The sequence below is a fragment of the Aureimonas glaciei genome (assembly GCF_014643375.1).
Classification (GTDB): Bacteria; Pseudomonadota; Alphaproteobacteria; order Rhizobiales; family Rhizobiaceae; genus Plantimonas; species Plantimonas glaciei.
The window spans coordinates 356,963-377,197 of record NZ_BMJJ01000003.1; the positions used below are offsets into that span (position 1 = coordinate 356,963).

21 protein-coding genes and 1 tRNA gene are annotated in these 20,235 nt (G+C 67.7%); 17 read left to right on the top strand and 5 right to left on the bottom strand.

All coding sequences use genetic code 11. The features are described 5' to 3' along the window. From nusB to IEX88_RS08425, 3 genes are all read left to right on the top strand, one after another. Entirely contained in the window at positions 1–486 is a 486-nt protein-coding gene (gene nusB, locus IEX88_RS08415) for a transcription antitermination factor NusB (protein ID WP_188850135.1), read from the top strand. Positions 487–488: 2 nt separating this feature from the next. Continuing rightward, on the top strand, positions 489–1,712 hold the full coding sequence (locus tag IEX88_RS08420) for an MFS transporter (RefSeq protein ID WP_188850136.1): 1,224 nt from the start codon (positions 489–491) through the stop codon (positions 1,710–1,712). A 136-nt stretch (positions 1,713–1,848) separates the two neighbouring features. After that, the gene (locus IEX88_RS08425; RefSeq protein ID WP_188850137.1) at positions 1,849–3,999 is read left to right on the top strand and encodes a sodium-translocating pyrophosphatase; all 2,151 of its coding nucleotides are present in this window, start codon (positions 1,849–1,851) and stop codon (positions 3,997–3,999) included. A gap of 104 nt (positions 4,000–4,103) precedes the next feature. Here the strand turns inward: IEX88_RS08425 and IEX88_RS08430 are convergent, their stop codons facing one another. Beyond that, positions 4,104–4,622, bottom strand: coding sequence for an outer membrane protein assembly factor BamE (locus tag IEX88_RS08430; protein WP_373289560.1), 519 nt, complete (start codon positions 4,620–4,622; stop codon positions 4,104–4,106). A gap of 177 nt (positions 4,623–4,799) precedes the next feature. Here IEX88_RS08430 and IEX88_RS08435 point away from each other — a divergent pair, with 177 nt between their 5' ends. From IEX88_RS08435 to IEX88_RS08475, 9 genes are all read left to right on the top strand, one after another. Then, the gene (locus IEX88_RS08435) at positions 4,800–5,321 is read left to right on the top strand and encodes a ubiquinol-cytochrome C chaperone family protein (protein ID WP_188850138.1); all 522 of its coding nucleotides are present in this window, start codon (positions 4,800–4,802) and stop codon (positions 5,319–5,321) included. 5 nt (positions 5,322–5,326) lie between these two features. Further along, positions 5,327–5,896, top strand: coding sequence for a DUF177 domain-containing protein (locus IEX88_RS08440; RefSeq protein WP_188850139.1), 570 nt, complete (start codon positions 5,327–5,329; stop codon positions 5,894–5,896). 89 nt (positions 5,897–5,985) lie between these two features. Continuing rightward, positions 5,986–7,050 carry a phosphate acyltransferase PlsX gene (plsX, locus tag IEX88_RS08445; RefSeq protein ID WP_188850337.1) on the top strand — a complete coding sequence of 355 codons (1,065 nt, stop codon included), beginning with the start codon at positions 5,986–5,988 and terminating at the stop codon, positions 7,048–7,050. A 7-nt stretch (positions 7,051–7,057) separates the two neighbouring features. Beyond that, positions 7,058–8,029: a beta-ketoacyl-ACP synthase III gene (locus IEX88_RS08450; protein ID WP_188850338.1), complete on the top strand. Its 972-nt coding sequence runs from the start codon at positions 7,058–7,060 to the stop codon at positions 8,027–8,029. Positions 8,030–8,142: 113 nt separating this feature from the next. Next, entirely contained in the window at positions 8,143–8,493 is a 351-nt protein-coding gene (locus IEX88_RS08455; protein ID WP_188850140.1) for an integration host factor subunit alpha, read from the top strand. A 13-nt stretch (positions 8,494–8,506) separates the two neighbouring features. Further along, entirely contained in the window at positions 8,507–9,070 is a 564-nt protein-coding gene (locus IEX88_RS08460; RefSeq protein ID WP_188850339.1) for a MerR family transcriptional regulator, read from the top strand. Between the two features lie 98 nt (positions 9,071–9,168). Continuing rightward, positions 9,169–9,245: transfer RNA gene (locus IEX88_RS08465), tRNA-Pro, on the top strand. Positions 9,246–9,674: 429 nt separating this feature from the next. Beyond that, positions 9,675–10,604, top strand: a complete 930-nt coding sequence (locus IEX88_RS08470; protein ID WP_188850141.1) for a dihydrodipicolinate synthase family protein — start codon at positions 9,675–9,677, stop codon at positions 10,602–10,604. A 154-nt stretch (positions 10,605–10,758) separates the two neighbouring features. Beyond that, positions 10,759–12,336, top strand: a complete 1,578-nt coding sequence (locus IEX88_RS08475) for an aldehyde dehydrogenase (NADP(+)) (protein WP_188850142.1) — start codon at positions 10,759–10,761, stop codon at positions 12,334–12,336. A 96-nt stretch (positions 12,337–12,432) separates the two neighbouring features. Here the strand turns inward: IEX88_RS08475 and IEX88_RS08480 are convergent, their stop codons facing one another. Continuing rightward, the gene (locus IEX88_RS08480; RefSeq protein ID WP_188850143.1) at positions 12,433–12,642 is read right to left on the bottom strand and encodes a hypothetical protein; all 210 of its coding nucleotides are present in this window, start codon (positions 12,640–12,642) and stop codon (positions 12,433–12,435) included. A gap of 323 nt (positions 12,643–12,965) precedes the next feature. On the opposite strand from IEX88_RS08480, the gene IEX88_RS08485 reads away from it, so the two are divergent. The 5 genes from IEX88_RS08485 (at position 12,966) to IEX88_RS08505 (ending at position 15,938) form a co-directional block, all read left to right on the top strand. Continuing rightward, positions 12,966–13,127 carry a DUF3563 family protein gene (locus IEX88_RS08485; RefSeq protein ID WP_188850144.1) on the top strand — a complete coding sequence of 54 codons (162 nt, stop codon included), beginning with the start codon at positions 12,966–12,968 and terminating at the stop codon, positions 13,125–13,127. 454 nt (positions 13,128–13,581) lie between these two features. After that, the gene (locus tag IEX88_RS08490; protein ID WP_188850145.1) at positions 13,582–13,866 is read left to right on the top strand and encodes a hypothetical protein; all 285 of its coding nucleotides are present in this window, start codon (positions 13,582–13,584) and stop codon (positions 13,864–13,866) included. Between the two features lie 296 nt (positions 13,867–14,162). Continuing rightward, positions 14,163–14,702: a formaldehyde-activating enzyme gene (gene fae, locus IEX88_RS08495; protein ID WP_188850146.1), complete on the top strand. Its 540-nt coding sequence runs from the start codon at positions 14,163–14,165 to the stop codon at positions 14,700–14,702. 107 nt (positions 14,703–14,809) lie between these two features. Beyond that, entirely contained in the window at positions 14,810–15,391 is a 582-nt protein-coding gene (locus IEX88_RS08500) for a DUF3291 domain-containing protein (protein ID WP_188850147.1), read from the top strand. A 91-nt stretch (positions 15,392–15,482) separates the two neighbouring features. Next, on the top strand, positions 15,483–15,938 hold the full coding sequence (locus IEX88_RS08505; RefSeq protein ID WP_244639959.1) for a DUF305 domain-containing protein: 456 nt from the start codon (positions 15,483–15,485) through the stop codon (positions 15,936–15,938). Positions 15,939–16,035: 97 nt separating this feature from the next. Here the strand turns inward: IEX88_RS08505 and IEX88_RS08510 are convergent, their stop codons facing one another. The 3 genes from IEX88_RS08510 to IEX88_RS08520 all read right to left on the bottom strand — a co-directional run bounded on the left by IEX88_RS08510 (position 16,036) and on the right by IEX88_RS08520 (position 20,208). Beyond that, the gene (locus IEX88_RS08510; RefSeq protein WP_373289561.1) at positions 16,036–17,331 is read right to left on the bottom strand and encodes an O-antigen ligase family protein; all 1,296 of its coding nucleotides are present in this window, start codon (positions 17,329–17,331) and stop codon (positions 16,036–16,038) included. A gap of 1 nt (position 17,332) precedes the next feature. After that, positions 17,333–18,868 carry an undecaprenyl-phosphate glucose phosphotransferase gene (locus IEX88_RS08515; RefSeq protein ID WP_188850148.1) on the bottom strand — a complete coding sequence of 512 codons (1,536 nt, stop codon included), beginning with the start codon at positions 18,866–18,868 and terminating at the stop codon, positions 17,333–17,335. A 122-nt stretch (positions 18,869–18,990) separates the two neighbouring features. After that, positions 18,991–20,208, bottom strand: coding sequence for a glycosyltransferase (locus IEX88_RS08520; RefSeq protein WP_188850149.1), 1,218 nt, complete (start codon positions 20,206–20,208; stop codon positions 18,991–18,993). Between the last annotated feature and the right edge of the window lie 27 nt (positions 20,209–20,235).

The window sequence follows — 20,235 nt, forward strand, 5'->3', positions numbered from 1 at the left end:
ATGTCCGACGCCGACGCCAAACCCGTCAAGCCCGCCAACAAGCGCGGCGCCGCGCGCCTCGCCGCGGTGCAGGCGCTCTACCAGATGGATGTCGGCGGCACGCCGCTGCTGGAGATCGTCGCCGAATACGAATCCTTCCGCCTCGGGCAGGAGGTCGATGGCGAGACCTATCGCGAGGCGGACGCAGCCTGGTTCCGCGATGTCGTTTCGGGGGTCGTGCGCGGCCAGACCGAGATCGACCCGCTGATCCACACCTCGCTGACGCCGGACTGGCCGCTGGCCCGCCTCGACACGACGCTTCGGGCGATCCTGCGCGCCGGCACCTACGAAGTGATGAACCGCAAGGACGTGCCGGTCGCCGTCATCGTCACCGAATATGTCGACGTCGCCAAGGCCTTCTACTCAGAGGACGAGCCGCGCCTCGTCAATGCCGTGCTCGACCGCATCGCCCGCCGCTCGCGGGGCGAAGGCCGCGGCACGAGCTGACGATGACGGCCGCGGCGCTTCCTGGCGGCCAGGCTCTGGCGCGGCGCAACGCCTTCGTGCTGGCGGCGGCGCAGGCGCTGGTCGGGGCGGCAGCGCCCATCACCATCGCCAGCGGCGGTCTGGCCGGCTTCTGGCTGCTCGGCCTCGACAAGTCCCTGGCGACGCTGCCCGTCACCGGCTTCAACATCGGCATCGCCCTCGGCGCCCTGCCGGCCGCTGCTTTGATGCGGATCGTCGGGCGCAAGCACGGATTTGTCGCCGGCGCCTGCTTGACCGCCACCGGTGGGCTAGCGGCCGCAACGGCGCTGTTCCGGCAGGAGTTCTGGTTCTTCGCGCTGGCCCTGGCGATGATCGGCATCGGCGGCGCCTTCGTCCAGCAATACCGCTTCGCCGCCACCGACGGCGCGCCGAAAGCCTTCCAGCCGCGCGCCATCGCCACCGTCCTCGTCGGCGGCATCTTCGCCGCGGTGATCGGGCCGCAGGCGCTGCGCTTCACCACCGGCCTGTTCGCGCCGATCGAGTTCGCCGGCGCCTTCGTCGCCGTCACCGGCCTCGCCCTCGCCGGCGCCCTGGTGCTCCATGCCCTGCGCGATGTCGCGCCGGCCGGGCCCTTACTGCCGGCGGACGACCTGCCGGCCCGCCCCCTCGGCGAGATCGCGCGACAGCCGGCCTTCATCGTCGCTCTGCTCTGCGGCGTCGGCACCTATGCGATGATGAGCTTCGTCATGACCGGCGCGCCGCTTGCCATCGTCGGCTGCGGCTTCTCCCAGGATATCGGCGTCCTCGGCATCCAGTGGCACGTGCTCGCCATGTTCGCCCCGAGCTTTTTCACCGGGCGCATCATCGCCCGTTTCGGCAGGGAAACGGTGGTGGCGACCGGCCTTCTTCTGACCGCCGCCGCTGCAGGCGTCGCGATCGAGGGCGAGGAGATCTGGAATTTCTGGCTCTCCCTGGTGCTGCTCGGCCTCGGCTGGAATTTCGGTTTCATCGGCGCCACCGCCATGGTCGCCGAGACCTACCGGCCGTCCGAGAAGAACAAGACGCAAGGCCTGCACGACTTCGTCCTGTTCTCTTGCGTCGCGCTCTCGTCCTTCCTCTCCGGCCGCGTGCTGGTGGCGGAGGGGTGGCATACGATGAATTTCGTCGTCTTCCCCGTCGTCGGCGTCTGCCTCCTCGCTCTGCTCCTGCAAAAGCGGTTGTTCTCCAAGGCGATTGCCCCCGTCTGAAGCGGGGCGCGACGCCTTGACGCAACGCAACCCTCCTATAACCTCCCCCCGCCGGGAGGAGGGGGGACGCGTTCCCCGCCGGTAACGTGTGCAAGGCAGCCGCGGGGTCGCCCGTCGGCGGGAGCGAGGGAACAGCATGCCAGCCATTCTACCGATCGTATTACTCTGCGGCCTCGTGTCGCTCGTCTATGCGGCCTGGGCGACGCGCTCGGTGCTGTCCGCCGACCAGGGCAATGCCCGCATGCAGGAGATCGCCGGCGCCATCCGCGAGGGTGCGCAGGCCTATCTCGCCCGCCAGTACACGACCATCGCGATGGTCGGCGTCGTCGTTCTCGCGCTCACCTGGTGGCTCCTGTCGGTCCACGCCGCCATCGGCTTCCTCATCGGCTCGGTCCTGTCGGGTCTTGCCGGCTTCATCGGCATGAACGTCTCCGTCCGCGCCAATGTGCGCACGGCGCAGGCGGCCTCCCGCTCGCTCTCGGCCGGTCTCGACATCGCCTTCAAGTCGGGCGCGATCACCGGCATGCTCGTCGCCGGCCTCGCGCTGCTGGGCGTCGCCGGCTACTTCTATGTCCTCACCGGCCATCAGGGCTACGCGCCGTCGGACCGCGTCGTCATCGATTCGCTGGTCTCGCTCGGCTTCGGCGCCTCGCTGATCTCGATCTTCGCCCGTCTGGGCGGCGGCATCTTCACCAAGGGCGCCGATGTCGGCGGCGATCTCGTCGGCAAGGTCGAGGCGGGCATTCCCGAAGACGACCCACGCAACCCCGCCACCATCGCCGACAATGTCGGCGACAATGTCGGCGACTGCGCCGGCATGGCGGCGGATCTCTTCGAGACCTATGCCGTCACCGTCGTCGCCACCATGGTGCTCGGCGCCATCCTCTTCGTCGGCCAGCCCGTGCTGGAGAGCGTGATGCTCTATCCCCTGGCGATCTGCGGCGCCTGCATCCTGACCTCGATCGTCGGCACCTTCTTCGTCCGCCTCGGCCGCAATGGCTCGATCATGGGCGCGCTGTACAAGGGCCTGTGGGTGACGACGATCCTGTCGATCGCCGGCCTCGCGCTCGCCACCTGGGCCACCGTCGGCTTCGGCGAGGTCGCCACCGCCTCCAACGGCCTCGCCATCAACGGCCTCAACCTCTTCGCCTGCGGCGTCGTCGGTCTCGTCGTCACCGGCCTGATCGTCTGGATCACCGAATACTATACCGGCATCGGCTTCCGGCCGGTCCGGTCGATCAGCCAGGCCTCGGTCTCCGGCCATGGCACGAACGTCATCCAGGGCCTCGCCGTCTCGCTGGAATCCACTGCGCTGCCGACCATCGTCATCGTCGCCGGCATCATCTCGACGTTCCAGCTCGCCGGCCTCTACGGCACCGGCATCGCCGTCACCGCCATGCTCGGCGTTGCCGGCATGATCGTCGCTCTCGACGCCTTCGGCCCGGTCACCGACAATGCCGGCGGCATTGCCGAGATGGCCGGCCTGCCCGCCGACGTGCGCAAGTCGACGGACGCGCTCGACGCCGTCGGCAACACCACCAAGGCGGTCACCAAGGGCTATGCCATCGGTTCGGCCGGCCTCGGCGCGCTCGTCCTCTTCGCGGCCTACAGCTACGATCTCCAGTACTTCGTCGGCGAGGCGAATGCCGGACGCGGCTTCAGCTATTTCCAGGGCGTCCAGCCGGACTTCGCGCTGACCAATCCCTATGTCGTCGTCGGTCTGCTTCTCGGCGGCCTCATCCCCTTCCTCTTCGGCGGCATCGCGATGACCGCCGTCGGGCGCGCCGCGAGTTCGGTGGTCGAGGAAGTGCGCCGGCAGTTCCGCGAAAAGCCGGGCATCATGGCCGGCACGGAACGGCCGGACTATGCCCGCGCGGTGGACCTCCTGACCAAGGCGGCGATCAAGGAAATGGTCGTGCCCTCGCTGCTGCCGGTGCTGGCGCCGCTCGCCGTCTACTTCGGCGTGCTGCTGATCGCCGACAAGAGCCAGGCCTTCTCGGCGCTCGGCGCCATGCTGCTCGGCGTCATCGTCACCGGCATCTTCGTCGCCATCTCGATGACCTCGGGCGGCGGCGCCTGGGACAATGCCAAGAAGAGTTTCGAGGACGGGTTTGTGGATTCGGCCGGCACCCGCCACATGAAGGGCTCCGAAGCGCACAAGTCCTCGGTGACGGGCGATACGGTCGGCGATCCCTACAAGGACACCGCCGGTCCCGCCGTCAATCCGGCGATCAAGATCACCAACATCGTGGCGCTCCTGTTGCTGGCCGTGCTCTCGCACAGCTGAGCGGCCGAAAGCTGCAACCGGAAACGAAAGAACCCGCGGGACGCCTGTCCCGCGGGTTCTTTTTTGCGTTCTGCTGTCGCCGGGTGCGGGAGCGGCCGCGCGGCCTACTGCCCCGCGGCGCGGTTGGTGTCGACGGGATTGTTGTCGCCGGCGCCGGGCAGCCCGATGCTCGGCGGTGCGCCCGGCTCGAGGATCTGGCCGAGGAAGCTGACGTCGCGGCCGCCGGTCGGCGTGGTGCGGGAGATGAAGTCGAAGAGCTGACCGTTCTGCAGGCCGTAATTGGCGAGACGATCGACCGTGCCCGTGCCGTTGAAGTAGACGGCCAGCACGCGCTGGTCGACGATGCGCGGCTGCATGAAGGCCACCGGCCGCACCCGCTTCTGCGAGATGTAGTAGAACACCTCGTTGTCGAAGGTCGCGGTCGTCGAGGGCGAGCCCAGCGCCAGCAGCACCTGTTCGCGGCTCGATCCGACCGGGACCAGAGCGACCGTCTGCTCGTCGACGATATAGCCCTGGTTCAGGACCTCGCTGGTGTTGCATGCGCTGAGAAGAAGAGCGGCGCCGAGCGCCATGGAGGCGAGAGCCGGGCGAAGGATTGGGTGGCTACGGTTCACGCGTGTCATCTCCCGTGGGGCAGGGCCCGGCATCAAGCTGCCCGGAACTCATAGGGGCCGGTCAAGGCGACATCGCGGCGTGCCCCTGGGCAATCCGGATGGGTCGGCTTAGGTAAAGCACCTTTCGAGGCGTTGCAATCGGCTCCGGTCCATGCGACCGCGTCCCGGAATGGCCAGGGGAGCCCCATGCTCGAACGTTTCAGGAAGCTCCGGCGCAATCGGCAGGTTGTCGATACGCTCTATGCCGCGATCGTCGTCGACGCCCGGCAACCCGACCTCTACCTGAATCTCGGTCTGCCCGACACGGTGATGGGCCGGTTCGAGTCGTTGTCGATCCATGTCTTCCTGTTTCTGGCGCGCTGCCGCGACGACGCCGGTCTGAAGGCGCTGGCGCAGGATCTGGTCGACCGCTTCATCGCCGACGTCGAGGATTCGCTGCGCGAGATCGGCATCGGCGACCCTTCCGTGCCCAAGCGCATGCGCAAGCTGGCGGGCATGTTCTATGAGCGGGTGGCGGCCTATGATCCGCCGCTGCAGGCCAAGGACGCCGCCGGCCTCGGCGCGGCCCTGTCGCGCCATGCTCTGCCCGCGACGGCGACCGCCGAGGCAGGCGTCGCCCTCGCCACCTATATGTTGGCCAGGAAGGCCGCCCTCGATGCCGTCCCCACCGAGGCCATCACCGGCGGCCGGCTCGTGAAGGAGGAGTGAACAGCATGACGGAGACAGGCAAGGCCGCCGGCGGTCCCCCGATTTCTTACCCGATCATCGTCTCCAAGCTTCCCAAGGACGGGATGCCGGTTCGCTTCACCGCGTCGGCGCCCGAGCGGGCGGCGCTCGCCCTGCATCTCGCCATTCCCAGCGTCGACCGGCTGGAGGCGGACGTGACGGTGAAGAGCTGGCGGAGCGAGGGCGTGAAGATCACCGGCCGTCTCACCGCCGACGTCGTGCAGTCCGACGTGGTGACGCTCGAGCCGCTCAGCCAGACGATCGACGAGGACATCGACCTTGTCTTCCTGCCGGAGCACTCGAGGCTCGCCCGCATGGTCCAGCCGCAGGACGGCGAGCTGCATCTCGATCCTGAGGGCGACGATATTCCCGAGACCTATGTCGGCGATCGCATCGACTTCGGCACGGTTCTGGCCGAAGCCCTGGCGCTCGGCCTCGATCCCTATCCCCGCGCCGAGGGGGCCAGCTTCGACGCCTTCGACACCGATCCGGAGCCCGAGGGCGGCAAGATTTCGCCCTTCGCGACGCTGCGCAAACTGAAGCCCGACGCGCCCTAGCGGCCCAAGCCTGTTGTCACTCGGCGGGAATTGGCTATGTTCGCGCCGCCTTGGGGCATTCTTCGAAGGAAAGCGAGACAGCGTTGGATCTGAAATCCGGAGTCACGATCTCCCTCGACGTCATGGGCGGAGATCACGGCCCATCCGTCGTGCTGCCCGGGGCCAATATCGCCCTGCAGCGCCATCCCGGCCTGCGCTTTGTCCTCTACGGCCAGGAGGACGAGGTCCGCCCAGTTCTCGACACGCTGCCCCAGCTGAAGGCCGCCTCGAGCTTCCACCATTGCGAGATGTCGATCCGCATGGATGAGAAGCCGTCGCAGGCGCTACGCCAGGGCCGCTACAAATCGTCCATGTGGCGGGCCATCGAAGCGGTCAAGACCGGCGAATCGGACGTCGCGGTCTCCGCCGGCAACACCGGCGCCCTGATGGCCATGGCCAAGTTCTGCCTGCGCACCATGGCCAATATCGAGCGCCCGGCGATCGCCGCGATCTGGCCGACGATCCGCGGCGAGAGCGTCGTGCTCGACGTCGGCGCGACGATCGGCGCCGACGCCCAGCAGCTGATCGACTTCTCGATGATGGGCGCCGCCATGGCCCGCGCTTTGCACGGCATTGAGCGGCCGACCGTCGGCCTCCTCAACATCGGCGTCGAGGAGGTCAAGGGACAGGACGACGTGCGCGAGGCCGGCCGCCTCCTGAAGGAGACGGAGCTGCCCGGGCTGATCTATCACGGCTTCGTGGAAGGCGACGATCTGGGCAAGGGCACCGTGGACGTCGTCGTCACAGAGGGCTATACCGGCAACATCGCGCTGAAGACCGCGGAAGGCACGGCCAAGCAGATCGCCGGCTACCTCCGCGCCGCGATGACGCGGACCTGGATGGCGCGGGCCGGCTACTTCCTGGCCAAGGGCGCCTTCGATCGCCTGCGCGACAAGATGGACCCGCGCAAGGTCAATGGCGGCGTGTTCCTCGGGCTCAACGGCATCGTTATTAAGAGCCATGGCGGCACCGATGCCGAGGGCATGGCCGCCGCGATCGACCTCGCCTATGCCATGGCGGTGAACGGTCTCAGGGAGAAGATCGAGCAGGATCTTCGCATTTTCTACCTTCGCGTCTCCGAAGAGGCCGCAGCGGGCATGCCGGAGAGCAAGTGAAATGACCATTATCCGATCGATCGTTCGCGGCACCGGCTCGATGCTGCCCGAAAGGATCATGACGAACCAGGATTTCGCCGGCGTCGTCGAGACCTCCGACGAATGGATCGTCCAGCGCACCGGCATCCGCAACCGGCACGTCGCCGGCGAGGGGGAGACCACGGTGTCGCTGGCCGAAGGCGCCGCCCGCCGGGCGCTCGACGCCGCCGGTCTGACGATCGCCGACATCGACCTCATCGTGCTGGCGACGACCACGCCGAACAACACCTTTCCCGCCTCGAGCGTGCAGCTGCAGCAGCGCCTCGGCATGCGCCACGGCTTCGCCTTCGACGTCCAGGCCGTGTGTTCGGGCTTCGTCTTTGCGCTCACGACCGCCGATCTCTACATCCGCTCCGGCATGGTGAAGCGCGCGATCGTCATCGGCGCCGAGACCTTCTCGCGGATCCTCGATTGGGAGGACCGCTCGACCTGCGTGCTCTTCGGTGACGGGGCCGGCGCCGTGGTGATCGAGGCGGCCGAGGGCGAGGGCACGCTCGCCGACCGCGGCGTTCTCGTTTCGCGGCTTCGTTCCGACGGCGAGCACGAGAAGAAGCTCTATGTCGACGGCGGGCCGTCCACCACCGGCACGGTCGGCAAGCTGCGCATGGAGGGCCGCGAGGTCTTCAAGCACGCGGTCGGGATGATCACCGACGTCATCGAGGATTCCTTTTCCGCCCTCGACATCGGCCCTGATGACATCGACTGGTTCGTGCCGCACCAGGCCAACCGCCGGATCATCGACGCTTCCGCCAAGAAGCTCGGCATCGCGCCGGAGAAGGTGGTCATCACCGTGCAGCATCACGGCAACACCTCGGCCGCCTCGATTCCGCTGGCGCTCGACCGGGCGGTCCGCGACGGCCGGATCCAGAAGGGCCAGCTGGTCCTGCTCGAGGCGATGGGCGGCGGCTTCACCTGGGGCGCCGTCGTCGTGCGCTGGTGACCGATCGAATCTTGATTAACAAGCGAATATCGGTATTTTAGATTTAGCCGGGTGACTGATCGTCGACGTTGGGGAGCGGGCGACAGAAATCCAGGCAGAACAAGGGGATCGCAATGGGTGACAGAACGGTGACGAGGGCCGACCTCGCCGAGGCGGTGTTTCGAAAGATTGGTCTGTCTCGCACCGAGTCGGCCTATCTTGTCGAGATGGTTCTCGAGGAGATCTGCTCGACCATCGCTCGCGGCGAATCCGTCAAGATCTCGTCCTTTGGCTCCTTCCTCGTGCGCGACAAGAACGAGCGCGTCGGCCGCAATCCGAAGACGGGCGAGGAAGTTCCGATCTCGCCGCGCCGGGTCGCCGTGTTCAAGCCGTCCAACGTCATGAAGGACTGCATCCTGGAATCCCACGGCAAGCGCCGCGCGGCCAGCGAGCCCGTCGGCGACATGCTGAAGGCCGCAGAGTAGACCCCTGACCGAAATTCCCACGACATCCACCGCCGACAAGAGCATCGACGCCTTCCGCACGATCAGCGAAGTGGCCGAGGATCTCAACCTGCCGCAGCACGTCCTGCGCTTCTGGGAGACGCGCTTCTCGCAGATCAAGCCGATGAAGCGCGGCGGCGGCCGCCGCTATTACCGGCCCGAAGATGTCGAGCTGCTGAAGGGGATTCGCTTCCTCCTCTACGTCAAGGGCTTCACCATCAAGGGCGTGCAGCGCATCCTGAAGGAGAGCGGCAACCGCTTCGTCATGGCGCTGGGCTCGGGCGACATGTCGGGCCTCGACTCGCTGGAGGTCGGCCGGGCCGACCAGGCCGACGGCGACGACATGGAGGCGATCGTCGCCGAGCCCGAGGCGGACGAGGAGGATGTCCTGATGCATCCGGCCAGGCCCGAACCCGCGCGCCCGCGTCTTGGCCTCTCCGGCCTCCTGCGCCGCGATCCCGAGCCCCGTCTCGGCATGCCCGCCGAAAGCGCGCAGACCCTGCAGGACGTGCTGATGGAACTCCTGGAATGCAAGCGCTTGCTCGACCAGGTCCGTTGATCCGGCTGACCGCGCGAACGGGTTTTTGACCTGCTTCTTCGCCGCTCGCATGAAAGGCCCTTGCGCGGCGCGCTGAGAAACACTACCAACGCCTCAGTCGGAGCGTAGCGCAGCCTGGTAGCGCACTTGGATGGGGTCCAAGGGGTCGGAGGTTCGAATCCTCTCGCTCCGACCAATTTCCCCGAATTTTCTCGTTACTGTCGGTATCGCGGCTGCCCCGATCAACGGGTCACCGCGCTTCTTTGCGATTGCGGCGCGACAGCAAAGCGGTCCGCCAGCACGGCGCGCGCGGTCGGCCGCCAAGGCGGCTGCGTAACGGTCCGCGTTCCGCTCGATAAAGTGAGGCCTGGGACGCCGGCGGAATGCCGCCCGCCGATCGCGCCCCGGTTTGGCGCCGCTCTTCCCGCACAAACATCCGCCGGAATCGGCACGCCAGCGCTGGACGCTTACGCGCCGCTGGCCTATTCCACTTCCTGAGTTCTGGCGCCGCCGTGATCTCGCATCGTCCGTGGCCCTGCCCGGACCGGCGAGCGCTCTCGTCCCCGGGGCCGTCGACCGCCCGACGATCGACGGCCATCGTCCTTTTCGCTGCGTGGAAATCCTGATGGCCAATCTTGCAAGCACTCCCTTCGCCGGTCTCTTCCCGGTGGCGCCGACGCCCTTCATGGAGAACGGCGACCTCGACCTCGACGGCATGCGCCGGGTCCTCGACTGTATGGTCGACCAGGGCGTCGACGGCATCTGCATCCTCGCCAACTATTCCGAGCAGTTCCTCGTCTCCGACGACGAGCGCGAGACGCTGACGAAGCTCAGCCTCGAGCATGTCGCCGGCCGCGTGCCGGTGATGGTTACCTGCAGCCATTTCGCCACCGCCATCGCCGCCGACCGCGCCCGCCGCGCCGCCGAGCAGGGCGCGGCCATGCTGATGCTGATGCCCCCCTATCACGGCGTCGGCATGCGCATCGACGAGACCTCGATGATCGAGCATTTCGCCCGCGTCGCCGATGCCAGCGGCCTGCCGATCATGATCCAGGACGCGCCACTGTCCGGCGTCACGCTCTCCGTCCCGGCGCTGCTGAAGATCGCCGAGGCTGTGCCGCTGGTGCGCTATTTCAAGATCGAGGTACCGCAGACCGCCGCCAAGCTGCGCGGCCTCATCGCGGCCGGCGGCGACCTGGTGCAGGGCCCCTTCGACGGCGAGGAAGCCATCACGCTGATGGCCGATCTCGACGCCGGTGCCACCGGCACCATGTCGAGCGCGCTCCTGCCCGACCTCATCCGCCCCGTCGTCGAGCACCACAAGGCCGGCGACCGCAAGGCCGCCGCCAAGGCCTATGAGCGCATCCTGCCGCTGATCAACTACGAGAACCGCCAGTGCGGCCTGCGCGCCGCCAAGACGGCCATGGCGGCCGGCGGCGTAATCCGCAGCGACGTCGTCCGCCACCCGCTCGACCAGATCCATCCGGAGACGAAGGCCGGCCTCCTCGAACTCGCCCGCGAGCTCGATCCGCTGGTCATGCACTGGGGCAAATAGCCGGATCTCCTGCCGCGGACACCCCGGATAGCCGGGTGAGTCTGCGGCGGGACCTTGGGAATCGGACTCTCCCGCCCTATCTCTCAACTGCCATCCAGACGATCCTGCCGCGCGAAAAGCTGCGGCCAGACATTCCGTTCAGGAGACGAAACCCATGACCATTCTCGGCGAACAGATCATCGGCCATGCCGTCCGCAAGGGCACCAATGGCGAGATTTTCGGCCTCGACGCGGCGACCGGCGAGAAGCTGCAGCCCGGCTTCGGCGGCGCCACCCTCGACGACCTCGAAGCGGCCTGCGCGCTGGCCGACAAGGCTTTCGACACCTACAGCGAGACCAGCCTCGAGGCCCGCGCGGTTTTCCTCGAGACCATCGCCGACAACATCCTCGCCATCGGCGACGAACTGATCGAGCGCTGCATGGCCGAGAGCGGCCTGCCGCGCGGCCGCATCGAGGGCGAGCGCGGCCGCACCATGGGCCAGCTGAAGCTCTTCGCCGGCGTGCTGCGCGATGGCGGCTTCCTCGACGCCCGCATCGACAAGGCGCTGCCCGACCGCAAGCCGCTGCCGCGCGTCGACCTGCGCCTGCGCAACGTGCCGGTCGGGCCCGTCGCCGTGTTCGGCGCCTCGAATTTTCCGCTCGCCTTCTCCGTCGCCGGCGGCGACACGGCCTCGGCGCTGGCCGCCGGCTGCCCGGTGATCGTCAAGGCGCATTCGGCCCATCCCGGCACGTCCGAGCTGGTCGGCCGCGCCGTGCAGAAGGCCGTCAAGGATTGCGGCCTGGCGGAGGGCGTCTTCTCGCTCCTGTTCGATTCGGGTCGTGACGTCGGCCAGGGCCTCGTCGCCGATCGCCGCATTCACGCCGTCGGCTTCACCGGCTCGCGCGGCGGCGGCACGGCGCTGATGAAGATCGCGGCCTCGCGCGCCGAGCCGATCCCGGTCTATGCCGAGATGAGCAGCATCAACCCGGTCCTGCTCTTCCCCGCCGCACTCGCCGCCCGCGGCGCCGCCATCGGCACCGCCTTCGTCGGCTCGCTGACGCTCGGCGCCGGCCAGTTCTGCACCAATCCCGGCCTGATCCTGGCCGTCGACGGCGAAGGCCTCGACGCCTTCGTCGCGGCGGCGTCGACCGCGCTCGCCAATGCCGCCGCCGCCGTGATGCTGACGCCCGGGATCCACAAGTCCTACTGCGAGGGCACCGCCCGCCTTGCGGCGCATAAGAGCGTCAAGACCGTCGGCCAGGGCCTGCCGGCCGAGACGCTGCGCGGCCAGGCCATGCTGTTCTCGACGACGGCCGAGGAATTCCTCGCCCATCCCGAGCTGCAGGACGAGGTCTTCGGTTCGTCCTCGCTCGTCGTCCGCTGCCCGGACGAGGCGGCGCTGCGCCGCGTCGTCGAGGCGCTCGAAGGCCAGCTGACCATCGCCCTGCACATCGACGCCGGCGACCACGCGGCCGCCGCCAAGCTCCTGCCGCTTCTCCAGCGCAAGGCCGGACGCCTGCTGGTCAACGGCTTTGGCACGGGCGTCGAGGTGGCGCACGCCATGGTGCACGGCGGTCCGTTCCCGGCGACCTCCGACGGCCGCTCGACCTCGGTCGGCAGCCTCGCCATCGCCCGCTTCCTGCGCCCGGTCTGCTACCAGGACCTGCCGGCCGAGCTTCTGCCGGACGCGCTGAAGGACGAGAACCCGCTCGGCCTCTGGCGCCGCCACGACGGCAAGCTCGAAAACGCCTGAGCCTCAAGGCCTCTATCGCAATGAAAACCCGGCGGATCCGATGGATCCGCCGGGTTTTTCGTTTTCGGGAAAGGATGGCGTGAGCCGCCCGCCCGTTCAGGCGGCGCTGAAATCCTCAAGCCGCCGAAGGCGCTCCGATGTCGACAACCGTGACGGCCGAGTCGGCACGGCGGCCGCCAGCGCGTCCATCCGGCCCGGCGAAGCCACGGTCGGCACGGCTGCCTCGTCGGCTCGCATCGACAGGGCAAGGCGCCCGCAGCGTGCCTTGTTCGACGCCTGCTGCGTCCCGTTCCGGTCCTCGTTCATCGTGCACCTCCGTGATTGCATACCGTTCGATATGAAACGACATGCCAAACGAAAGGCCGCGGGTCAACCGTTAATCATATCGATCAGTATAAAAAGCGCGACGCTGGGTAGAAGCGTGGTGCCCCGGCGCTTGCTGGGCAGGGGACAGGTTCAGAGGGCAGGCCGCCCTGCCATCCGATCTGCGATGGCCATGCCGTCCTGGGGGCACCGGTCACTCGGCGCCCCATCCGCCGGAATGAGCGGACTGCATGGCTTGCATGCAGTTTTGTGCGTTGCAGCATAAACAGGCGGCAACTACCTTCAGGTCAGCAAAGGAGCTTTCCATGAACATCTTTTCCCGCACCCTTCGCGGTGCCTTCCGCCAGCGCAGCCCCCGTGACCGCGCGCTCGACTACCTCAACGAGGCCGTCTCGATCGACGATCTGGAGCGCCGCCAGCACGAGATCGACCAGGGCCTCTTCAACCGCCGCCCCTATTCGTTCTGAGACGTCCATCCAATTGAGACATCGGTGGTCGGCAGTTCGGGCGCCGTGCCGACCCTCGTCCTTCGACAGGCTCAGGATGAGGGTTTGGGGTTTCGGGGCGGGCGTTCTGACGTTGGTCGCGTTGCCGGCTCAACCGCTGCCGGTTCCAGCACCGCCTGCTTAGGCGCTGCCCGCTCAAGCACCTTCGGCTCTGGCCCTGCCGGCACAAGCACTGCCAGCTCGAGCTCTGGCGGCTCAAGCACTGCCGGCTTAGGCGCCGCCGCCTCATGTACTGCCGGCTCAAGCAGCGCCGGCTGAGCTGCTCCGGTACCCACCCATCACCCTCATCCTGAGCCTGTCGAAGGACGAGGGTCGGCACCACCGTCCTCGCCCTCTCCGCGGCCCCACCCGATTGCCGCTTTTCAGCCGCAATTCTTTATGGTTCACTCATCGTGTTGCCCCGCGGGAGGTGCCGATGTTCGTGGTCAAGGTCGAAACCGACGAAGCCCTGATGTTCCGGGTCTTCTCGCGCCTCTCCGTCGCCAAGGCCTGGGCCTTGCAGTGCCAGCGCCGCGAGGGTGAGTGCCTCGTCCACGTCTACGGAACGCCAGGGGTTTCCGAGGAGCTGGCGGCGATCGCGGCGGTCCGCGCCGGAGAGGGGCGCCTGGTCGTGCGCGGCGGCACGCAGCCGGCCGCCGATTTCAAGAAAAATTCCGCCTTCCTCGCCTGCATGGGACTGGGAACCGGCGCCGGCTTCTGACGCCGTCCGCAGCTGTCGTCGCTTTTCACTTTCCCCTCGCGATGGCCACAACCGGCTGGCCAGTGGCCGGCAGTGGGAGGACGCCGCCCCCTCTCAAAAGGGCGGCAACAGGACGGCGGTGGGCATTTCGACTGCGTTTCGCGCCCGGTGCCCCGTGCCCCGACCCTCCGCGCCCCGCGTCCGTCTGGAAGCCGCTCCTCCCGCGCGCCCTATCCACGCCCGCCGGGGCTTGCCGCCGCAGCGTCGATCGAGCATGGAACGGCGGTCCGCAACGACGCGCCACAGGAGATTTCCGCATGACCGACATCTGGTTCAAGACCGGCGAAGCCACCGTGCTCGCCGCCGAGGGGCAATACACTGACGCCATGCCCGAAGTGCTGATCGGCTCGGTGCGCGGCCCCGTCGGCACCGCCTTCGCCTCGATGATGGGCCAGACCGCCGGCCACACCCGCATGTTCGTCGTGCGCGATCTGAACCAGCTGGTCCGCCCGGCGACGATGATGACGACGAAGGCGACGATCCACGATCTGGCCTATGTCGAACTCCTCGGCGGCGTCGTGCAGGGCGCGACCGGGGACGCCATCGTCGACTGCCTGATCGAGGGAATCCTGCCGAAGGACGAGGCGGACGAGCTCTGCATGATCATCATGATCTGGCTCGACCCGCGCTGCGCCGATCACGCCGAGCTCGACCTCAAGGACCTCTACCGCACCAATTACGAGGCGACGAAGCTGGCGATCTCGCGCGCCATGACGGGGTCGCCCTCGGTCGACGAACTGATCGCCAACCGCCGATCGGTCAAGCACTACGCGCTCGAGGGCGTCGTCGACTACTGACCGGGGAGGGGGATCGGGCTGAAGCAAGCTCCGCTTACGAAAATGCCGTCCACTGCGCGGCCGGGCGCGGATCGCGCCCGGCATCCCGGGACAGGCAAAGGGTTGCGATGAACGACCGGAAACTGGCCGTCTATACCTTCGAGGTGTTTCGCGAAGCGGCGGATGCACCGGTCAACCAGGGCTTCTACGACCGCAACGAGCGGAATTTTCGCGCTGCCGAGATGAGCGAGGGCTTTGTCGCGCGCTCGGGCTATGCCGACGTGCCCGGGCCGGAAAGCTGGGGCGTCCCAGTCTATCCGCGCTTCTATGTCGAGCGCGGCGATGGCTGGTCGCCCTCGACGCTGTCGCTCTGGCGCGATCTTCCCGAGGCCATGGCCTATTCCTACGGGCCGATCCATGCCGAGGCGATGCGCCATGCCCGCGAGTGGTTCGTGCCGGCGACGTGGCCGCCCTACGCCCTGTGGTGGAGCGAGCCCGGCGTCCGGCCCGACTGGACCGAGGCGGTGGCGCGTCATGCCCTGCTGCACGAGCGCGGTCCGACGGCCGCGGCCTTCGATTTCAAGACGCCCTTCGACGCCGGCGGCAGGCCGACGAGCATCGACCGCGCCGCGCTGAAACGTCTCATTCAGGCCAATGCCGAGCGCCAGCGCGGCATGGCAGCGGCCGCGCTGCCGCTCCCGGCCCTGTGACACTTTGCCGGCATGTGCGACGTGCCGGACTGGAAGGGCGGTGGTCGCGGCGTATATGGCGGGGATCACACCGAAAGCCGGAGACCCAGGCATGACACGACAGCATCTTCTCGCAACGCTCTTCTCGGCCCTGCTCCTCGGTCCCGCGGTGGCGCAGGACAAGGCCGCCACGGGGGACATGGCCGGCATGCATCATGGGGCGCCGGCGTCGGAAGTCGTGCTGCCGGCGGCCTGTCTGGCGGCCAGCGAGGACACGGCGATGGCGCCGATGGCGCATGGCGCCGATCTCGATCCCGTGCAGGCGGCCAATCACGCGGCGATGCAGGTGATGGACGGACCGATGATGCGCGCCGCGACCATCAAGGATGCCGATCTCGCCTTCAACTGCGGAATGGTCGCCCACCATGCCGGAGCCATCGCCATGGCGAAGGTGGAACTGGAGATGGGCAAGGACGAGGCGTCCAAGGCGCTCGCCAGCCGCATCATCGCGGCGCAGGAGGAGGAAATCGCCGAGATGACCGCCTGGGTCGAAGCCTGGGGAAAGTAGCGGCAAAGAGCCGGGCGCTCTCGGCCGGCCACGTTTTGCGGCCGACGGAGGGCAATCGCGGCGCCGCAGCCGCGGCACGCGACACGGCCGCCGCGGTTCAGGCGGCGGTCATCGCCCGCCCGTTCGGCGCGGGCTCTACTGGCATCGGTCCTCGCCGCTGCCAGCGCCGCTCCAGCGCGATGCAGCCCCAGATGATGCCGAAGATGAGATAATGGTGCCGCCAGTGATCGGTGTCGATGACGTTGCCGATGGCGACGTGGCCGACATAGACGCTGTAGGCGGCCATCAGAAAAGGCTGCCAGGGCCGCTCGCGCAACAGGATTTTCAGTCCCATGCCGAGCGTCAGGAAGGTGAAGACGATCCAGGCGGCAAAGCCGAGCCAGGAATAGTCGAGCAGCGCCTTCAGCCAGATATTGTGCGTGTCCTCGCCGTAGATCGGACCGAACACCAGCGGCCCGATGCCGAGCGGATGCTCCATCGCCATCTGGAAGCCGAGAAGATGCCGGGCGAAGCGCCCGAGCCGGGCGGAATCGTAGGACTGCACCAGTTCGGCGCGCTCGAAGAACAGGCTGGAGACCTTCTCGGACTGCAGCGCCACGAGGACGACGAGGATCATCATGACCACGCCGACCGCGGCGATGGCGGCGATCTTCAGCCGGAAGGCGGACGAGCGCTCCTTGAGGAGCATGAAGCCGACCGAGAGGAGGATCGAGAAGGCGTAGAGGCCCCAGGCGGCGCGCGAGAAGGACAGGAAGACGGCGAGCGTCAGCACCGCGAGCGGAACGAGCTTCAGCGGTGCGGTCACCAGGCGTTCGGTGACGATGCGCTGGACGAGGAAGACCGCCGGCAGCGTCAAAAAAGGCCCGAAGACGTTGGGATCCTGGAAGGCGCCCTTGGCCCGGTCGTAGAGGGTGAACATCTCGGCGCCCGGAAAGGCGTTGAAATAGCCGAGGATGCCGATCGTCCCGGTGGCCAGCGCCGCCAACGTATAGGCGTTGTAGATCAGCTTCAGGCGCCGCCAGTCGGCCTCGATCACCGCGGCGAAGAACACCGCCGACAAAGCGAGGAAGGTCGACACGGCGATGTACATCGGTCCGCCGGCCAATGTCGCCATCTGGGTCAGGGCGACGAGGCCGCCGGCATTGAACAGCAGCAGCAGAACCAGCAGCGGCGCCGTGCCGGCGCTGATCTTCAGCGCGCCCGTCAGCGCGAAGAGGCCGATCAGCCCGGCCATGAACAGCTCGTAGGGCGCGGGTTCCGAAATGACGAAACCCGACAGGAACACGCCGAAGCCGATCGATCCGCTGGCCAGCATGGCGAACTGCCGTCGGCCGAGCTCGGCCCGGGTCAGAGCGCGCTCGGCCGGCCAGAACGGGGGAGCGGCGACACTCATGTCAGTAGGCGTGTTCGGTCTTGAGCAGGCTGATCGGCGTCATCGCCAGGATCGCGATGTCGAGCAGGATCGACCAGTTCTCGATATAGTAGAGATCGTGTTCGATCCGGCCCTTCAGCTTGTCCTGCTGGTCGATCTCGCCGCGGAAACCGTGGATCTGGGCCCAGCCGGTGATGCCCGGCTTCACCTTGTGGCGGCCGAAATAACCGTCGACGATCTCGACGAAGGCCTCGTTCTGGCTCGAGACGGCGTTGATCGCGTGCGGGCGCGGACCGACCAGCGACAGCGATCCGAGGATGACGTTCCACAGCTGCGGCAGCTCGTCGATCGAGCTCTTGCGGATGAAGCGGCCGACGCGGGTGACGCGCGGATCGCCCTTGGTGACGACGCGCCGGGCGGTGGGGTCCGACATGTCGTGATACATGGAGCGGAACTTGTAGACCTCGACGACGCGGTTGTTGAAGCCGTGGCGCTTCTGCTTGAAGAAAACGGGTCCCTTGGAATCCAGCTTGATGGCGATGGCGGTGGCGAGGAAGACCGGCGACAGCAGCAGCAGCGCGAGGCTGGCGATGCCGAGGTCGAACATCCGCTTGGCGATCACGTCCCAGTCGGCCAGCGGCCGGTCGAAAACGTCGATGAGCGGGATCTGGCCGACATAGGAGTAGGCCCTCGGCCGGAAGCGCAGCTGGGCGGCATGGGCCGACAGACGGATGTCGAGCGGCAGCACCCAGAGCTCCTTCAGGAGCGACAGCACGCGCTTCTCGGCAGACAGGGGCAGCGTCACGATCAGCATGTCGATGCGCGCGAGGCGCGCGAACTCGACCAGTTCCTGGATATTGCCGAGCTTGGGATAGCCCGCGACGATCGGCGGCGAGCGCCGGTCGTTGCGGTCGTCGAAGATGCCGCAGATGCGGATGTCGTTGTCGTCCTGGCGCTCGAGACCCCGGATCAGCGACTCCGCTCCTTCGCCGCCGCCGACGATGACGGCGCGGCGCTCCATGACGCCGTTGCGCGCCCAGCGCCGGATGTTCATGCCGAGAACGAGCCGCGCCGCGATCAGCGTCGACAGGCCCGTCAGGTACCAGGCGCCCATCCACACGCGCGAATAGTCGGACTGCGCCTTCAGGAAGAACAGGATGACGGCGACGACCGCGATGGTCGCCGACCAGGCCATCGTCACCCGCGCGACCTGCTTCAGGCGCGAGCGCATGGTCGCGATCTCGTAGCCATGGCCGAGCTGGATGCCGAGGACGCCGATCACGGCGCCGAGGAGCGACACCAGGAAATACTGCGGGAACGAGCCGTGGCTGGGGCCGACATAGGCGACATAAATGAGCTGCGCCGTGGCCAGCAGAAGCGCGAACTCTACCAGCCGCCAGATGCCGCTGAGAAGGCTCGGCGACATCACCTGCTTTTCGAACTGGGCGGCGGTCCGGGCGGCGAAGCTGTTCAGCGGCGGGACGACACCCGGCACGGTTTCCGCCGGCAGCGCCTGGATGGCGCCGCGCGAGAAAGGATGGCTTGCGTCATGTTTCATGCTGACCCCTCCCGCACCGGCGCGCCGGTCCGCCATCCCCCGACGTCTCGGCGACCCGCGCGGCCCCACAAGCGGAGCGGGCGCAGAGGCCGGCGTCGCGGCGCGAGCGTAAGGCAATCATGCTAAGATTTCTTTGCGTGCGGGGCCGGGACCGTCGGCACCCGTTCCTCGAGGCGAACCGCGGCGACGACCGGTCGGCTGCGGACGACCGGCCTGCGGCAATGCTCGACCGCCCTCGCATAGGCTGCCATCGTGTCCGCCGCCATTTTGGTTATGGCAAAGCGCTGCCGCAGGTGTTGCATCAGCGGTTCGGGATTGCCGAGAGGTTGATGGAGGCGTTCGGCCATCGCCGCGGCCAGCGCCGGGGCGTCGCCGGGCCTGACCAGCGGTTGCAGCGCCGGCGGAATGATCTCCCGGACGCCGCCGACATCGACGGCGACCACGGCCCGGTCGGCGGCCACGGCCTCGAGCACGACATAGGGCAGGGAATCCGCCCGCGACGGCAGCACCATGACCTTGGCCAGCGGAAGCGCCTGGCGGATCGGCATCGGCTCGTGGAAGACGACGCGGCCGGGAAGGAGGGCCTCGGCGCGGCGGACCAGCTCCGCCTTCTGCTCGCCTGCACCGACGACGACGGCCGTGGGAAGGGTGCCGGTCGACCGGGCCATGTCGGCGAGCGCCTCGATGAAGATGTCCGGGCCCTTCAGCGGGCGCAGCATGCCGATGTAGAGGAAGTCGGCGGCATTGGGGTCGATCGGCGCAGCGGCAAACTCCGGCTCCGACAGGCCGTTGTAGATCACGCAGGAGTCGACGGCCGGCCGGCCGACCTTGGTGAAATAGGCTGTTTTCTCGTATTCCGAGACGAACAGGAGATGGTCCGTCATCCGCTCGAGAAGGCGCTCCAGCGTGAAGAAGAGGCGGCCGCCCAGCGTGTGGGGATCGTAGTGCATGCTGCCGCCGTGTGGCGTGTAAAGGCGGGCGGCGCGGCCGCCACCGACCCGGATTGCCGTGCCGACCAGCCGGGCATAGGCCCCGCCCTTGGCGCCGTGCCCGTGCAGCACGTCGGGTGCGATGTCGCGGATTAGCCGATAGGTCTTGAACAGGTCGACGAGATCGGACGGAGCGATCGACCGCCGCATGGTGACCCGGTGGACGCCGAGGGACAGGCGGGGGGCGAGGGCCGCGATCTGCTCTTCCTCGAAGGCGCCGCCGGTGATCGAATCGCAGAGAATGCCGACCGCGTGGCCTTCGGCGATCTGGGCGTCGATAAGGTCTCGCACATGCCGAAAGATTCCGCCGACGGGCGAGCGGAAACAATGGACGATACGGAGCTGCTTCATGGGACCAGTCGCTCGGCATGGAGTGTC

Excerpts from the sequence above, each read along its gene's own strand:
- IEX88_RS08420 (WP_188850136.1), top strand. The coding sequence starts at position 489 with ATGACGGCCGCGGCGCTTCCTGGCGGCCAGGCTCTGGCGCGGCGCAAC.
- IEX88_RS08455 (WP_188850140.1), top strand. The coding sequence starts at position 8,143 with ATGGGTGACAGAACGGTGACGAGGGCCGACCTCGCCGAGGCGGTGTTT.
- IEX88_RS08480 (WP_188850143.1), bottom strand. The coding sequence starts at position 12,642 with ATGAACGAGGACCGGAACGGGACGCAGCAGGCGTCGAACAAGGCACGC.
- fae (WP_188850146.1), top strand. The coding sequence starts at position 14,163 with ATGACCGACATCTGGTTCAAGACCGGCGAAGCCACCGTGCTCGCCGCC.
- IEX88_RS08485 (WP_188850144.1), top strand. The coding sequence starts at position 12,966 with ATGAACATCTTTTCCCGCACCCTTCGCGGTGCCTTCCGCCAGCGCAGC.
- IEX88_RS08435 (WP_188850138.1), top strand. The coding sequence starts at position 4,800 with ATGCTCGAACGTTTCAGGAAGCTCCGGCGCAATCGGCAGGTTGTCGAT.
- IEX88_RS08510 (WP_373289561.1), bottom strand. The coding sequence starts at position 17,331 with ATGAGTGTCGCCGCTCCCCCGTTCTGGCCGGCCGAGCGCGCTCTGACC.
- IEX88_RS08475 (WP_188850142.1), top strand. The coding sequence starts at position 10,759 with ATGACCATTCTCGGCGAACAGATCATCGGCCATGCCGTCCGCAAGGGC.
- IEX88_RS08520 (WP_188850149.1), bottom strand. The coding sequence starts at position 20,208 with ATGAAGCAGCTCCGTATCGTCCATTGTTTCCGCTCGCCCGTCGGCGGA.
- nusB (WP_188850135.1), top strand. The coding sequence starts at position 1 with ATGTCCGACGCCGACGCCAAACCCGTCAAGCCCGCCAACAAGCGCGGC.
- IEX88_RS08500 (WP_188850147.1), top strand. The coding sequence starts at position 14,810 with ATGAACGACCGGAAACTGGCCGTCTATACCTTCGAGGTGTTTCGCGAA.
- IEX88_RS08430 (WP_373289560.1), bottom strand. The coding sequence starts at position 4,622 with ATGACACGCGTGAACCGTAGCCACCCAATCCTTCGCCCGGCTCTCGCC.
- IEX88_RS08515 (WP_188850148.1), bottom strand. The coding sequence starts at position 18,868 with ATGAAACATGACGCAAGCCATCCTTTCTCGCGCGGCGCCATCCAGGCG.
- IEX88_RS08490 (WP_188850145.1), top strand. The coding sequence starts at position 13,582 with ATGTTCGTGGTCAAGGTCGAAACCGACGAAGCCCTGATGTTCCGGGTC.
- IEX88_RS08440 (WP_188850139.1), top strand. The coding sequence starts at position 5,327 with ATGACGGAGACAGGCAAGGCCGCCGGCGGTCCCCCGATTTCTTACCCG.
- IEX88_RS08505 (WP_244639959.1), top strand. The coding sequence starts at position 15,483 with ATGACACGACAGCATCTTCTCGCAACGCTCTTCTCGGCCCTGCTCCTC.
- IEX88_RS08470 (WP_188850141.1), top strand. The coding sequence starts at position 9,675 with ATGGCCAATCTTGCAAGCACTCCCTTCGCCGGTCTCTTCCCGGTGGCG.
- IEX88_RS08425 (WP_188850137.1), top strand. The coding sequence starts at position 1,849 with ATGCCAGCCATTCTACCGATCGTATTACTCTGCGGCCTCGTGTCGCTC.